We start from the raw sequence: 14,774 nt of genomic DNA on the forward strand, positions 1-14,774 counted from the left end.
TGCGGCGGTAAAGGGGGATCAGATCGCTCGCGCCGCCGAAATCTACCGCTAGCATCTTCGATAACGCTTTGGAATTACATCAGCCTGAACATGCCCTGGTATGATCCAGGGCCATTGAATGAGCACGACATCCGGCACGGGGTGGCGTTATCATGCCTCCCCATCTATACGCTGCCGATGCAGATCGTTATCCGGTGACCCATTAACCGCTGCACATCCTTTAACCTTGGCGTTATCATTGACGCCACTTCTTGAGCATGCTATGATTTAGATACATAAGCACTTATCTTCTTCATCTTTTGATCTATTGCTGGTTTCGCACCTTAACAATCGAATCATCTAGAAAGGAGTCATTCATGAGCGCCGATTTTATTGCTCGTCTCATTGGCATGGTTGTTTTTTGTATCATTGGCGTTATTTGGGGCACCCAACTTGGGCAGTTGGCCAATGCGGTTCCTAATCCATCCCCGTTTTCGGTTGAACAGTATGCACTCACCATTGGATTGGTCGGTGCTCTGGTCGGACTTATCCTCACCCCTTATCTCACCACACGCCCCATGCGTGCCCTGCGTTCTACCCTGACCCGCGTCTCGGCGCAAACGCTCTTTGCCGCTCTCTTTGGACTTATCGCCGGTTTGATCATTGCCGCGCTGCTGGCTTTTCCGCTCTCGCGCTTGCCCTCGCCCCTGGGTGAGGTGCTCCCCTTTGTCGGCGTCCTGGTCTTCGGCTACCTGGGCGTGACGGTCTTCGTCATGCGTCAACATGATCTATTCAACCTCTTCTCTGGCTTCTCCAAAGGGGCAGCGCGCGATGCAGAGGCACCGAAATCCTGGTATGAGAACCGCAACATTCTGCTCGATACCAGTGTCATCATTGATGGGCGCATTGCCGACATTGCCCGCACCGGATTCATTCCCGGCACGCTGCTCATCCCGCGCTTCGTGCTCAATGAGTTGCAGTATATTGCCGATTCTTCGGATAGTTTGCGGCGGCAGCGCGGGCGGCGTGGTTTAGAGGTGCTGGCCCAACTGCAGAAGGAACCGGGCGGCGTGCCGGTGCGCATCACCGATATTGACGTCGAGGGGGTGCGGGAGGTGGATGATAAACTGGTCATCCTGGCACGACAGTTGCGCTGTCCGATCCTGACCAATGATTACAACCTCAACCGCGTGGCCGAACTGCAAGGGGTGCGGGTGCTCAACGTCAATGAACTGGCAAACGCCGTTAAATCAGCCCTGCTCCCCGGTGAAATGCTCTCGATTCGCATCATTCAGGAGGGCAAGGAGCCGGGTCAGGGTGTAGGGTATCTGGATGATGGCACCATGGTGGTGGTCGAAAACGGAAAAGACTATATCAATCAACAAGTGAATGTGGTGGTTACCAAAGTCCTCCAGACGTCGGCTGGACGGATGATTTTCGCACGCCTGGAGTAGGCGACATTACCGTAGGAGTTGATTGGGATGACCTTACGCATCTATAACACCCTAACGCGCAAGAAAGAGCCATTTGAAACCCTGGAGCCCGGCGTGGTGCGGATGTACGTCTGCGGCCCCACCGTTTATGATAAGGCTCACATCGGGCATGCGATGTCGGCTCTGGTTTTTGATATCATCCGTCGCTATCTGGAATACCGTGGCTACACAGTGAAGTTTGTGATGAATTTTACCGATGTGGATGATAAGATCATCCGCCGCGCTCAGGAATTGGGCGAAGATCCGTTCCGTCTGGCTGAACGTTATATTGAGGATTATCGTCGAAATTTGCAGGCGCTTAACGTGAAACCGGCAACGGTCAACCCGCGCGCCACTCAGGAAATTGACCAGATCATCGCGATGATCCAGGGGTTGATCGAAAAGGGACACGCCTATGTCGTGGATGGGGATGTCTACTTCCGCGTCACCAGCGATCCCGATTATGGCAAACTCTCCGGGCGGCGGCTGGAGGAGATGCAGGCTGGCGCGCGCATTGAGGTAGACGAACGCAAAGAGCACCCGATGGACTTTGCGTTGTGGAAAGCCGCCAAACCCGGCGAACCGGCCTGGCCCAGTCCTTGGGGACCGGGCCGTCCCGGTTGGCATATCGAGTGCTCGGCGATGAACCTGCACCACTTGGGCGAGCAGATTGATATCCACGGAGGAGGCAACGATCTGATCTTCCCACATCATGAGAACGAGATTGCCCAGAGCGAAAGCCTGACCGGGAAGCCGTTCGTGCGGTACTGGGTGCACAACGGCATGGTGCAGTTGGGCGGTGAGAAGATGTCCAAATCCCTGGGCAACCTGATCACCATTGAAGAGTTCCTCGCCCAGCACCCGGCGGACGTCCTGCGCATGATGGTGCTCAACTCAAACTACCGCAGCCCCCTGGTCTATACCGATGAGGTGGTGCAGCAAAGCGAGCGCGCACTGGAGCGTTTGCGTTCGGCTCTGCGCCCGGCCCTGCCCGATGCCACAGGCGCCCCCGAAGCCACCTTGCAGGCTTTGCAAGCGCAAATCGAAGCCACCCGCCAGGGCTTTATTGAAGCCATGGATGATGATTTCAACACCTCCGGGGCGTTGGCAGCGCTCTTCGAATTGGTGCGAGCGATCAACCAGGCGCGGAGCGAGGGCGCAACCAATGAACAACTTGCCCCGGCTCAGGCCGCTTTGCGTGAACTGACGGGGGTCCTCGGCCTGACGTTGGAAGAACCTGCTGCCGCCCCCAGTGCAGCGGAGCCGTTCATTGATCTCCTGGTCGAGGTGCGTACCGAACTGCGCAAACAGAAACTTTGGGCGCTCTCGGACCGCATCCGCGATCGCCTGGCCGAACTGGGGGTGATCCTCGAGGATTCGCGCGAAGGCACGACCTGGCGCTGGAAAACTTCGTAGTCGAACGCCCATGCGCGAGTGGATCACCGGGCGCAATCCCGTTTACGAAGTTCTGCGTGCTCAGCGTCGCCAGGTTTACCGCTTGCGCCTGGCACAAGGGGCAGAGATCAAAGGACGCTTGGCCGAGATTTTGCGCTTGGCTCAAGCGCAAGGCGTGCCGGTGGAAACAACACCTCGCGCCCAGGTTGATTCGTTGGGTGAGAACCCCCAGGGCGTAGCTTTGCAGGTGGCAGATTATCCTTATAGCGATGTATCTGCCATCCTTGACCACGCCCGCGCCAGGGGCGAGCCGCCTCTGATCCTGGGGCTGGATTTGATCCAAAATCCTCAAAACCTGGGCAGTCTGCTGCGCACGGCCGAGGCGGTGGGTGTTCATGGTGTGATTCTGCCGCTGGCGCGCAGTGTAGGCGTGACGCCGGCGGTAGTGCATGCCTCGGCGGGTGCCAGCGAGCATTTGTACATCGCCCGTGCCAACCTGGCCCAGACGCTGGAGCGGCTGAAGGCGGCCGGCCTATGGGTGGTGGGCCTGGATCTTAACCCTGGGGCTCTGCCCCCACAGGCCCTTCCCCTGGATGCACCGCTGGCGTTGGTGGTGGGGAGTGAGGGGGAAGGCATGCGCCCGCTGGTGCGCCGCCAGTGTGATTACTTGCTGCGTTTGCCCATGCGTGGGCGGGTAGATTCGCTCAATGCGGCCGTGGCCGGTTCCATTGCGCTTTATCTGTGCCTGTTGGCGCGTCAGAATCGCGCTACCACATCCTCTTAAAGCCATGAGGTGACCAATGACCGAAAGGACTTCTTCTCCGCTCAGCCCGGCGGCGCAACGCGTTCAGGCTGCACTCAAGGCACATGGCTTGACCATTGAGGTGATCGAATTGCCCGTTTCCACCCGCACCGCGCAGGAAGCGGCTGAGGCGGTGGGGTGTGAAGTGGGGCAGATCGTCAAATCGCTGGTCTTTCGCGGGCGAACGAGCGGCCAGGCCGTGCTCATCCTGACCAGCGGCGCTAACCGGGTGGATTTAGACGTGGCCGCGGCCCAGGTGGGCGAGCCGTTGGAGAAAGCCGAAGCCGATTTTGTGCGTGCGACGACCGGTTTCGTCATCGGTGGGGTACCGCCGCTGGGTCACGCCACTCCGATCCCCACCTTTATGGACGAGGATTTATTGCAATACGCCGAAGTGTGGGCTGCTGCCGGCACCCCCAATGCTGTCTTCCCCATTGCCCCGACGGATCTACACCGCATCACGGCAGCGCAGGTAATACGGGTGAAAAATCGGTAACTCGGGCCGGGGGTTATAATAGTCAGAACCCTTCTTCCGTAGGATGCTGAGCATGGCTGCTGTGTGCTTCATTTGTAACCCCAAAGCGAATTACGGGCGGGCGGCGTCTCTGGCGGCCCAACTGCGTCCGTTGGTCACCAACCATTACGGCGCCGAGTGGCGGGAGACGGCCTATTACCAACACGCCATCAAATTGGCGCAAGAAGCCGCGGCAGAGGGCGTGGAGCGGATTATCGCCATGGGGGGTGATGGTACCGTCCATGAAGTAGTCAACGGGTTGATGGCTTTGCCGCCGGAAGAACGTCCGGCGGTGGGTATTGTGCCGGTGGGTTCGGGGAATGATTTTGCCGCCAGCCTGGGGATCAGCCCACGCCCACTGGAAGCGCTGCAGCAGGCTTTGGAGGGCAGGACTTGCCCGACCGACATCGCCCGCATCTATGATGACCGCGGCCACAGTGAATATTGGACCAATACCCTGGGCATCGGTTTTGATGCCGTGGTCAATATTCGCACCCGGCAGGTGCGTGGGGCGCTGCGGGGGTTGGGGGTGTATCTGGTGGCGGCTTTGCAGACCATTCTGCTCAACCACCAACCCTATCATCTCCGCCTGGAGACGGATGGTCAAGTGTGGGAAGAGGAACTACTGATGCTGACGCTATGCAACGGTCGGCGCCAAGGGGGGATGTTCTGGATGGCGCCGCAGGGCAGCCCGACCGATGGTCAGATTGATTACGTGGGGGTGCGCACCATCTCCCGTCCTAAAATGCTTTATACCCTGCCTTTTTTCATTCGGGGCAAGCACGATCACTTGCCCTATACGTGCCATGGGGCGTTTCGTCACCTTATCCTGGAAGCCGATCGCCCGCTCTACATCCATACCGATGGCGAAATTTATGCCGGTTTCGATTCCACCATTCGCCGCCTGAGTGTAGAATCTATTCCTGGGGCGATCCGCTTCGTCCACGCCCACTGAACCACATTCATAACCTGCGATGCCAGATTTACACCACACGTTACAGGGGTATGACCTGAGTTTACTCCGCCTGATAGCGGGGCTATGGGGCATAGACCTGGAAGAGAACGATAAGCGCAGTGCTGCGCGGCGCCTGAGTGCGGCTTTGTGCGATGAGGCGCTGTTTTGGGAAATGATCGAATCCCTGCCGCCGGAAGCGCGCGAGGCACTGGACGAATTGGTCGGACGGGGTGGGCGGATGCCGCGAGCCGCGTTCAGCCGTCGTTATGGCGACGTGCGCCCGATGGGAGCGGCAAAGCGCGAACGCGAACGTCCGGATCTGAACCCGGCCTCACCTGCCGAAGTGCTTTGGTATCGCGCATTGATCGGGCAGGCTTTTTTGACCGCATCTTCAGCCGAACCTCAGGAATACGTGTACATTCCAGATGAATGGCTGCGCTGGCTGCAACACGAAGGCACCACCTCGCCGACCTTTATGCTGCCCCCCGCGTCACCGACCGAGGCGGCGCACCCGCGGTTAGCGACGGATGCTATCCTCGATCATGCTTGCACCCTGCTGGCGGCACTGCGTAGTGGTCTGCCGCTGCCGGAAACCCTGGGGGAGATCCCCGTCGCAACGCTGACGACGCTCTTATCCAGCGCCGGACTGCTGGATGGCGATCAGCGCCCCCGTCCGGAAGCCATTCAGGGCTTTTTACAAGCGCCGCGGGGTGAAGCCTTGCGCCTGCTCTTCCGAGCCTGGCGCACGAGCCGCACTTTCAACGAACTGCGCATGCTCTCTCACCTTGCTTTTGACGGACAATGGGAAAACGACCCCGTGCAGGCGCGCGATGCATTGCTCAATCTTTTGACCAGCCTGCCACCGACACCTACCTGGTGGCGGATTGAGGATTTTGTGGCCGCCGTGCGCGAGCACTCTCCCGATTTCCAGCGCCCGGCAGGGGATTACGATTCCTGGTTCATCCGCCGCGCCGGGAGTGAAGAGTTCCTGCGCGGCTTTGCCCACTGGGATGAGGTGGATGGCGCGCTGGTGCGTTTTATCCTCACCGGGCCGTTGCATTGGCTGGGGCTGTTGGATCTCGCCGCTGCATCCCCTGCCCCCGATGCGCCGGCGGTGGCGTTTCGCTTTTCGGCCTGGGCCGGGGCATTGCTCGCCGATCAGCCGCCGGCGGGTCTGGCCGAGGAAAACGGTCAGATTATGGTGCGCGGCGATGCCACGCTCACCTTGCCGCCACTTACCCCGCGCTGGTTGCGTTACCAGATTGCCCGTTTTGGGGAGTGGCTGTCGGCGGATGCCCAGGGGTATCATTATCGCCTTACCCCGCTTTCGCTACAACGGGCGCGTCAGCAGGGGCTGAAAGTGGAGCACCTGCTGGCGTTGCTGCAAAAACACGCCGCAACGCCCTTACCGCCGATGCTGGTGCGCGCCCTGCAGCGCTGGGAACGTCAGGGCACGTCGGCGCGGATTGAGCGGGTGATCTTGCTGCGCGTCAATCATCCGGAGATACTGGCTGAATTGCGCCGCGGGCCGGCGGTGCGTTACCTGGCGGAAGTGCTCTCGCCCACGCTGGCGCTGGTGCGGCCCGGGCAGGTGGATCGCCTGCGCCGTGCCCTCGCCGAGCAGGGTTACCTGACCGAGGTGAGGATCGAGGGGTAAAGCCGGATCACAGGTCAAACAAGCGTTGGCGTAGATCGGCAGGAGCCTGCAGCAAGAACCCCGAAGTTAAAGACGAATCCACCCCGACGACTGGCTTCAATTCTAAACGAACCGGGGTTCCGCAAAGGCATTAACCACCTGTTCGCCGATGCCGTAAAATAATCGTTCCTGTATTTTGAAGGCGCCAAGGGGGGTATGCGATGGTTTTGATCCAATGTGGCAGTTTTTACTAATTTAAAATGTCCCCAACCCCAATGTTATCCGTCTTAACTTGTGAGGCTTGACGTCAGCCGATACCCATCTTTGGAAACCCTTAGGAGCACTAAATGAATGATCGTGACCTGACTGATCCTGGAGAGTTTGTTGATCCAACCGTTCATGATGATGTTTTTCTCATCCATTTGGCCCAGCGGGATCCATCTTCATTCAGTCTTCTGTACCGTAAATATGTCGAACGAGTTTTTCGTTACATCTACAGCCGCGTTGGGCAAGTGCCTGAAGCCGAGGATCTGACGGCACAAACCTTTTTGAGCGCTCTGGAAAATTTCCCCCGGTTTCGAAACAACGGTTCGTTTGCGGCGTGGTTATTCGCCATTGCGCGCAGCAAAGTGATGGATTACTTTCGTCGCCAACGATCTACCCCACTCATGGAAAATTTGACCGATTCGAATGAACGGGACCTTTTATCAGAGGTCATTCATTCGGAACGCGTGGCTACGTTGTCAAAACTTATCGCCAATCTTCCTGAGGAAGAACGTGAATTACTGCGGTTGCGGTTCCTGGGTGAGATGACCTACGCAGAGATGGCCCAGGTACTCCACCGGAGTGAATCGGCGGTTAAAAAAGCCACGCAACGAACGTTGGCTCGCTTGCAGGCTCAAATGGAGGTCTATTATGAGTAACCATGATCTTCCCACCCAATTCGAAGACGAGATTCGGCGCGCTTTTAACGTCCCGTCGATCCGCAGTGATTTTGTTGCGCGGTTGGAGTTGGACCTGATAAACCGCGCCAGTCAAGCCAGGCCATCCGGATTTCATGCCTTCAGGCTGCGTCCGGCCTGGGTTCTAATAGGCTTGGTTATTCTAACCATAGCGTTTGGCACGCTTATTTTCGGGCCACAACGCGTTTATGCTGCCATTCAACAGTTTCTGGGTTATGTTCCGGGTTTTGGTCTGGTGGAAACCAGCGCTCCGTTACGGGTTTTGGCGCAGCCGGTCAGCCTGACCCAAGATGGGATCACTGTGGCGGTGAATCAGGCCGTTCTCACGGCTACCGAAACCCGCATTGATTATGGTGTTTCCGGTGTGCCATTATCCGCTTATCCTTCAGACGAGCGGGTTGTGGGATGCACCGAGCCCCCTTATTTGATCCTGCCCGATGGAACACGTCAGGCATTAGAAGCACCTATTCCGCCGGACGTGAATGAAGCAACGTTTGTCTTGCCATGTATTTTCAACACGCTTCCCGGCCGTGTGCCTTCCAATTGGCAGTTAGCGCTTCGGTTTGTGCCGGCACCGCCTGATTTTACGGTTCTGCCGGTCGTGGATTTGACCACCCCAACCTTGCCGGGTAGCCCCACGCCAACCCTAACCCCGAATTCAATGATTCAGGGCGATCAATCCCCAGAGGCCGAGGTCCGGGTGGAGAAGGTTATCGAGACCGGGGATGGCTACATCGTGTTGGGGACGGTGCGCACCAGTCTTCCTGCAGGGAAATGGTTGGAAATCACCGCTGGGCCGGTGGTTACAGATGCGCGGGGTCATAACGTGCCTTATGCTTATCCCAACGACGTCCAACCCCCGGATGATTCTATGGAGTCCGGAAGCATCCCATGGGCTTTACAGTTCAAGGCCCAGGGCATTGAGTTTCCGATTACGCTTGAATTTCCGAGCAGCGTTATCACCGAAATTGCGCTCCCGGCACCCGTGGTCATTCCGTTAGATTTGGGGGGTGTACCTCAACCGGGGCAGACCTGGACCTTAAATCAGGAGTTCACCCTTGATCGCTTCCACATTCGTTTGGTGTCCGTGACCGCAGATTCACGCGAAGGCTATACCTTCCTCTTTGAGGCGAACGACCCTGGCCTTTACGACTTGAGCGTTGAAGTGGAAGGGGCTTCGGCTATAGGCGGTGGGGGCGGACGTGATGGTTCGGGACGAATTGGGAAGAGCCTCAGTTTCACTCAACGTCCGGTTGGTCATCTGAATCTCCGTATCACCCACCTTTGGAAGGTGGAGGCCACCCCTCTTTTGTCTACAACCTGGACGCCCTCGTCGGTGCAATCAGGGGCGAGGGATACCTCTTCCCCAGAGGTTTGTTTGGATGCCAACACCCTGGCTACTCTTCCCAATCCTCCCTCAAGTCTGAAAGGCACCGTCATTGTCTCTCAAACCTATCCCCAAATGCAGATTGTGCGTGCCGATCTAACTGTGGCCCAATCGCAAATTCTCGTTCAGGGCAGTGCGCGCGCTGCGGTGAGCCCGGATGGCGACCATCTCGCTTATGCAACTGAGGAAGGACTGGTCATCCAAAACCTGGCCAGCGGTGAAACGACGGTGATCCCCGGTCAATTCGGTGACAGTTTATCCTGGTCCCCCGATGCACAACGTGTTGCCGGCGTTAATGCCAATGGGCAATATGGGATTTTTGTCCTTCGGCTCATGGATCATCAAATGCAGCAAGTTTCCAACCTGGGCTACGAAAGCATTGCGGGATGGTCACCCGATGGGACGCGTCTCTATTACACGATTCCCGGCCATGCTGAAGGCTTTCTGCTCAGAGCCGTAGATCTACAGACCGGGATCACCACCGATCTCTTCACCCTGGAACGGTCTTCGCGCAAGGCGCCGATGGCTGTTCTTTCACCAGATGGTCAATGGATAGCGTACCGTGGAGACGATAATCGTAGTCTCTACCTTAAACCCGTGAATGGGGAGCCCGCCCGATTGATCATGGCGCCACTCGGAATAGCCATCAATGGTTTGGCCTGGGAGAAGACGGGACGCTTCCTGGGCGTCAGTCTAATCACCGAGGAAGCGCCTGAGGGGGCGCTTTACCTGATTTCCCCGGCCACGTGTGAGGGGTATGCTATTCCCGGCATCAGCGGTGCGTTAAATGGGATCATCGTTCCCTGAGCGCGGTTAGACTTACGGTGTTACTGGACAGGGGCAGGTCATCTGCCCCTGTTTTTATTTTTTGGGCGGGGTGAAAAGCCTGAAATCGCGTAAAAACCCTGAGTAAAACGGCTTCATTTTCGTGGCTGAGGAGAAAATTTGACCGTGCTATAATCGTTATGGCGGTAGGGTCTACCTAACCGGGTTTGGATTTTGAAGCCTGTCAAATGTTATCCCCTTGTATCCTTCTCCCGAGGTGAGTCATGACGTCGCATGAGGTTCACATTTCCAAACGCCTGGCTTGGATTCAGGACGAGTTGGAAACGCTGAAAGCCAGTGGGTTGTATAACACTATTCGCACCATTTCCTCGGCCCAGGGAGCGTGGCTTGAGGTAGATGGTCGGCGCGTGCTTAACTTCTGTTCCAACAATTACCTGGGGCTGGCCAATCATCCCCGCCTGGTGGCCGCTGCGCGCGAGGTATTGGCGCGCTATGGCGTGGGGCCAGCGGCGGTGCGTTCGATTGCCGGCACTCTTGACCTGCACCTGGAATTGGAGCGCCGCCTGGCTGCCTTCAAGCGGGTCGAGGCGGCGGTAACCTTCCAGTCCGGTTTCTGCGCCAATCTGGCCGCCATCCCGGCCTTGGTGGGCAAAGAAGATGTCATCTTCTCCGATGAACTCAACCACGCCAGCATCATTGATGGCTGCCGCCTTTCCGGCGCCCGGATCGTGCGCTATGCCCATTGCGATCCTAACGACCTGGAGCAAAAAATTCAGGAAGCCCAGGGCACGTACCGCCGCGGCCTAGTGGTGACGGATGGCGTCTTCAGCATGGATGGCGATGTTGCGCCGCTGGATCAGATCTATGCCATCAGCAGCAAGTATGATCTGATGCTGATGGTGGATGATGCCCATGGTGAGGGTGTTTTGGGTGAAGGCGGGCGCGGGATTGTGGATCACTTCGGCCTGCATGGGAAAGTGGATGTGGAGGTCGGCACGTTCTCCAAGGCGTTTGGTGTGGTTGGTGGAGCGGTCGCCGGGAGCAGCCTGGTCGTGGAGTGGCTGCGCCAGCGTGGACGTCCGTTCCTCTTCTCCTCGGCAGTGCCGGCGGCAGATGTGGCGGCCACCATTGCTGCGATTGACGTGCTGGAAGAGTCCACCGAACTGGTGGATCGCTTATGGGAGAACGCCCGCTACTTCAAAGCCGAGATGCGCCGCCTGGGCTTCGATACCGGGCAGAGCGTGACCCCAATCACGCCGATCATGCTGGGGGAGGCCCCACTGGCGCAACAATTCAGCCGCGAACTGTTTTCCGAGGGCGTGTTTGCCATGGCCATCGGTTACCCCACCGTACCTAAGGGAAAAGCGCGCATTCGTGTCATGCTCTCGGCAGCCCACAGCCGTGAGGACCTCGACCGGGGCCTGGAGGCGTTTGCCCGCGTCGGTAAACGCCTGGGGGTGATCGCGGGCTAGGGATGGATAAGACAAGTCGGGCTATAATGGTCTTATGCCCTCGGAACGCCTGATCCGCGCGATTGAACTGGCCCGCAGTGGTCACAAGGCGGCTGCGCGTGAAATTTTGGAAGAGATTGTGCGCGCCGAGCCGACCAACGAGGCAGCCTGGCTGTGGCTGGCGGATACCCAACCCAACGATGAGACGCGCCTGCAGATTCTGCGCGAGGCCCAAAAGCACCTACCGCGCAGTGCCAACATCACCAAAGCCCTGGCGATTATCAGCGCGCGGATAGAGCCTTCATCATCGGCAGGGGGCATCCCACCCCGGGCGGCGCCGTCGCGCCGTGAGAGCACCCCGCCCCCGCCACCTCCTGCCGCGCCGCGCCCGACACCCGCCCCAACCCCCGCGGTTGCGCCGGAACCGCCTTCGGGTTCTTCGGTGCGCCAGGACCACGAGGTGCCGGCCTCGGAGGTTGATGCCCTGCGCCGGGTCAGCCGTTTACGCGGACGCCCGGCGTGGGGTGTTATTCTGGTGTTGGTTGTGGCTATCCTGGGCGTGGCACTCTGGTTTTGGCCGGGTAGTCCTGTGCCCGGTTGGGTAGCGGTGCTTTTCCCTGCCGCAACCCCAGCCCTGGAAAATCCGCCACCCGCTGAGCCTACCGGGCCTTTGGCGACCACCGAGGTGGTGCTTACCGAGGACGTTCTCCCGACCGAAGAGAGCATGCCGACCGAGGAAATCATCCCGCAGGACACGGTGGCCGCGGAAACGCCCGTCCCGCCAACGGTAACCCCTGAACCCACCGCCGGCCCGCCTCAACTTGCCCTGGGCGCGCCGATCCTCGCCTTGGATGGGTCTAACCGCGCGAACCTGATCGCGGTGGCTACCCAGACCGGCGTGGGGTTGTTTGATGCGACGACCCTGGCGCGTGTGCGCTACTTGGAAAACCCCGCCAACCCGCCGCGCCTGGCCTTTTCACCGGATGGGCGCTGGCTGGTCACCAACGGGGCAGCGACGCGCCTATGGAATGTAGAAAGCGGCGAAGTGAGCCGTACCCTGAGCACGGCGCCGGTTACGGCACTGGCGTTCTCGCCGGATGGCCAGCAAATTGCCCTGGCCGAGACTGGCGGGCAGGTGCGGGTGGTACCACGCGAAGAAAACAGCCTTCCCACGGTGACCTTACCGGCAGGGAGCAATGTCTTTGCGCTGGCGTTCTCGCCGGATGGCAACCGCCTGGCGGCAGCCCTGGAAGATGGTCGCACCCTGGTGTGGAACTTGAGCACGCGCACTGTCCTCTTCACCCGCATCCCCGAAACCGGGCGCACCTTGCGGTTGGCCTATTCGCCCCGCGGCGAGATTCTGGCCGGCGGCAATGAAGATGGAGGAATTTGGCTGTGGGATGGTGAGGGCAATCAGATGAACGTTTTGCGCGGCCCCAGTGGGATGATCTTCGCCCTGGCTTTTGCGCCCGATGGCAAGCGCCTGGCCGCCAGCGGTGAGGATCCGGCTGTATATGTGTGGACGCTGAGCGATGGGCAGTTACAACAGCGCCTGGAAGGACCGACCCGCCCTGTCCATGGGCTGCGCTTCACCCCGGATGGTGCTCAGTTGCTCACCGCCGATGAAGAGGGGTTGGTGCGCTTCTGGGCGTTGAATCCTTGATTATCCAATGGCTTGACGCAACTGACGGGCCAGATGGGCAAATTCCAGCGTGTAGCGCAGATCATCGCTGCGTGGGCGGGGCAGAGGCACCGTCAGGTCCAGGCTGACCCGTCCCGGACGGGGGGTGAAGACCAGCACACGATCAGCCAATAGCAGGGCTTCTGAGATGGAATGTGTGACCATCAGCACCGTCTTGCGCTGGGATTGCCAAAGGTGCAGCAATTCCGCGCCCATGCGCTCGCGCGTCAGGGCGTCCAGCGCGCCGAAGGGTTCATCCAGCAAGAGCAGGTCAGGGTCGTGAATCAGTGCCCGCGCGATGGCCACCCGTTGTGCCATGCCCCCCGAAAGGTCGCGCGGCCAGGCCGATTCGAAACCGCTCAGCCCCACCCGTTCGACCCATGTTTGGGCTTGGCGGCGTGCTTCCGGTGGGGAGACCCCCTGCAGTTCCAAGGGGAGCATAATATTTTCGATCACAGTGCGCCAGGGCATCAGGTTGGCGTGCTGAAACACATAGCCAATGCGCGGGGGGTGATCGCCCGAAAAGCGGATCTCGCCCCGGGTAGGCGGCACCAACCCGGCCAGGACGCGCAGCAGGGTGCTTTTGCCACTCCCTGAAGGCCCGAGCAAGCACACGAATTCCTGCGGCCAGACCTGAAAGGTCACATCGTCCAGGGCTTGCAATTCCCCACTGCCGTTTTCAAAATTAACGCTCAGGTGAGAGATATCGAGCGCGGGTGGGGTGACCTCGGTCATGGTTGCCCCTGTGGCAGGTAAGCGTTACTGTAAGCCTGGGTGATCTCCAGGGGTTGGGTAAGCAGCCCCATCTCCCGCAGCACTCGGGCCATATTCTCCCACGCCTGGGGGTCACTATAGCCCCACGGGGCTTGCTGCCACAATCCGATGGAGGTGGTCAACACGTCCATTTGCACCGCGCGGTCGGCCTGAGCCAGGTTTTCCACGTATTTCTCGCTGATGGCATAGGCACCCTCGGGATCGTTGATCGTATCCTGTAACCCACGCGTGATGGCGCGGATCATGCCCCGCACCAGTTCAGGCTGTTCCCGTAGGGTGCGCTCGTTGGTGATGAGTCCATTGGAGACCAATGCCATATAGTCAGCCACACGGAGCACATCCACGGCGTAGCCGCGGGCGCGTAACTGGATCGGCTCGTTGGTCACGTACACCACGGCGGCATCTACCTGGCCGCTGATCAGGGCTTCGACCTGGTTGTACCCAATGGCTTCCAGGCGCACCTGGTCCTCGGGCACGCCTCCCGCCGAGAGCAGAGCGCGCAGTCCGATATAACTGGCGCCGTACAAGCCGGGTAGCCCGATGCGCCGCCCGCGCAAATCGGCCGGGGTGCGTATTCCCAACCCCTGGGGTGCCGCAACCCCAACCGGGTAATCGCGATACCAGGCCATGACGTAAACGACCGGTAAGCCTTGCGCCCGCCCAAGTAACACCTGCTCACCGGAGACGATGGCAAACGGCAGGTTACCTGCACCGACCAGCGCCACGTTATCCGTTTCCATGCTGTAATCCAGGCTAACCTCCAGCCCCTCGGAGCGGAAGTAGCCCTTCTCGATGGCGACATAGAGCGGCGCAAACTGAATGTTGGGGATGTAGCCCACCGGCAGGCGAATCGCGGTTGGGGTGGGGGTAAGGGTGGGCGCGGTTGCCGCCGTACGGCATCCCCACAGCGTGCTGCTGCCCAAAATCAAGATGGTTAGGCCCAGGAACCAGCGGAATGAACGGGGATGAGACTCTCTCAT

12 protein-coding genes are annotated in these 14,774 nt (G+C 59.3%); 10 read left to right on the forward strand and 2 right to left on the reverse strand.

Translation table 11 applies throughout. The features are described from left to right. The first annotated feature begins 356 nt into the window (after positions 1-356). The 10 genes from QYE77_RS09705 to QYE77_RS09750 all read left to right on the forward strand — a co-directional run bounded on the left by QYE77_RS09705 (position 357) and on the right by QYE77_RS09750 (position 13,002). The gene (locus QYE77_RS09705) at positions 357-1,433 is read left to right on the forward strand and encodes a PIN/TRAM domain-containing protein (RefSeq protein WP_315625204.1); all 1,077 of its coding nucleotides are present in this window, start codon (positions 357-359) and stop codon (positions 1,431-1,433) included. A 27-nt stretch (positions 1,434-1,460) separates the two neighbouring features. Beyond that, positions 1,461-2,867 (forward strand): cysteine--tRNA ligase, encoded by a 1,407-nt coding sequence (gene cysS, locus QYE77_RS09710; RefSeq protein WP_315625205.1) that lies wholly within the window; start codon positions 1,461-1,463, stop codon positions 2,865-2,867. 10 nt (positions 2,868-2,877) lie between these two features. Then, the gene (gene rlmB / locus QYE77_RS09715; protein WP_315625206.1) at positions 2,878-3,630 is read left to right on the forward strand and encodes a 23S rRNA (guanosine(2251)-2'-O)-methyltransferase RlmB; all 753 of its coding nucleotides are present in this window, start codon (positions 2,878-2,880) and stop codon (positions 3,628-3,630) included. A gap of 16 nt (positions 3,631-3,646) precedes the next feature. Continuing rightward, positions 3,647-4,144 (forward strand): YbaK/EbsC family protein, encoded by a 498-nt coding sequence (locus tag QYE77_RS09720; RefSeq protein WP_315625207.1) that lies wholly within the window; start codon positions 3,647-3,649, stop codon positions 4,142-4,144. Positions 4,145-4,196: 52 nt separating this feature from the next. Further along, positions 4,197-5,117 carry a diacylglycerol/lipid kinase family protein gene (locus tag QYE77_RS09725; protein ID WP_315625208.1) on the forward strand — a complete coding sequence of 307 codons (921 nt, stop codon included), beginning with the start codon at positions 4,197-4,199 and terminating at the stop codon, positions 5,115-5,117. Positions 5,118-5,136: 19 nt separating this feature from the next. Beyond that, positions 5,137-6,774, forward strand: a complete 1,638-nt coding sequence (locus QYE77_RS09730) for a helicase-associated domain-containing protein (protein WP_315625209.1) — start codon at positions 5,137-5,139, stop codon at positions 6,772-6,774. A 326-nt stretch (positions 6,775-7,100) separates the two neighbouring features. Continuing rightward, entirely contained in the window at positions 7,101-7,676 is a 576-nt protein-coding gene (locus QYE77_RS09735) for an RNA polymerase sigma factor (protein ID WP_315625210.1), read from the forward strand. Then, positions 7,669-9,909: a TolB family protein gene (locus QYE77_RS09740; RefSeq protein WP_315625211.1), complete on the forward strand. Its 2,241-nt coding sequence runs from the start codon at positions 7,669-7,671 to the stop codon at positions 9,907-9,909. The genes QYE77_RS09735 and QYE77_RS09740 overlap by 8 nt, the downstream gene beginning before the upstream one ends. Positions 9,910-10,172: 263 nt before the next feature. Next, the gene (locus tag QYE77_RS09745) at positions 10,173-11,360 is read left to right on the forward strand and encodes a glycine C-acetyltransferase (protein ID WP_399390583.1); all 1,188 of its coding nucleotides are present in this window, start codon (positions 10,173-10,175) and stop codon (positions 11,358-11,360) included. A gap of 34 nt (positions 11,361-11,394) precedes the next feature. Further along, a complete protein-coding gene (locus QYE77_RS09750; protein ID WP_315625213.1) occupies positions 11,395-13,002 on the forward strand; it encodes a tetratricopeptide repeat protein in 1,608 nt (535 codons plus the stop codon). Here QYE77_RS09750 and QYE77_RS09755 read toward each other — a convergent pair whose 3' ends face one another. Next, complete coding sequence (locus tag QYE77_RS09755; RefSeq protein WP_315625214.1) at positions 13,003-13,755, reverse strand: ABC transporter ATP-binding protein; 753 nt, start codon at positions 13,753-13,755, stop codon at positions 13,003-13,005. Further along, positions 13,752-14,774, reverse strand: a complete 1,023-nt coding sequence (locus tag QYE77_RS09760; protein WP_315625215.1) for an ABC transporter substrate-binding protein — start codon at positions 14,772-14,774, stop codon at positions 13,752-13,754. Before QYE77_RS09760 ends, QYE77_RS09755 begins: the two co-directional genes overlap by 4 nt.

The sequence above is a fragment of the Thermanaerothrix solaris genome, assembly GCF_032334255.1.
Classification (GTDB): Bacteria; Chloroflexota; Anaerolineae; order Anaerolineales; family Anaerolineaceae; genus Thermanaerothrix; species Thermanaerothrix solaris.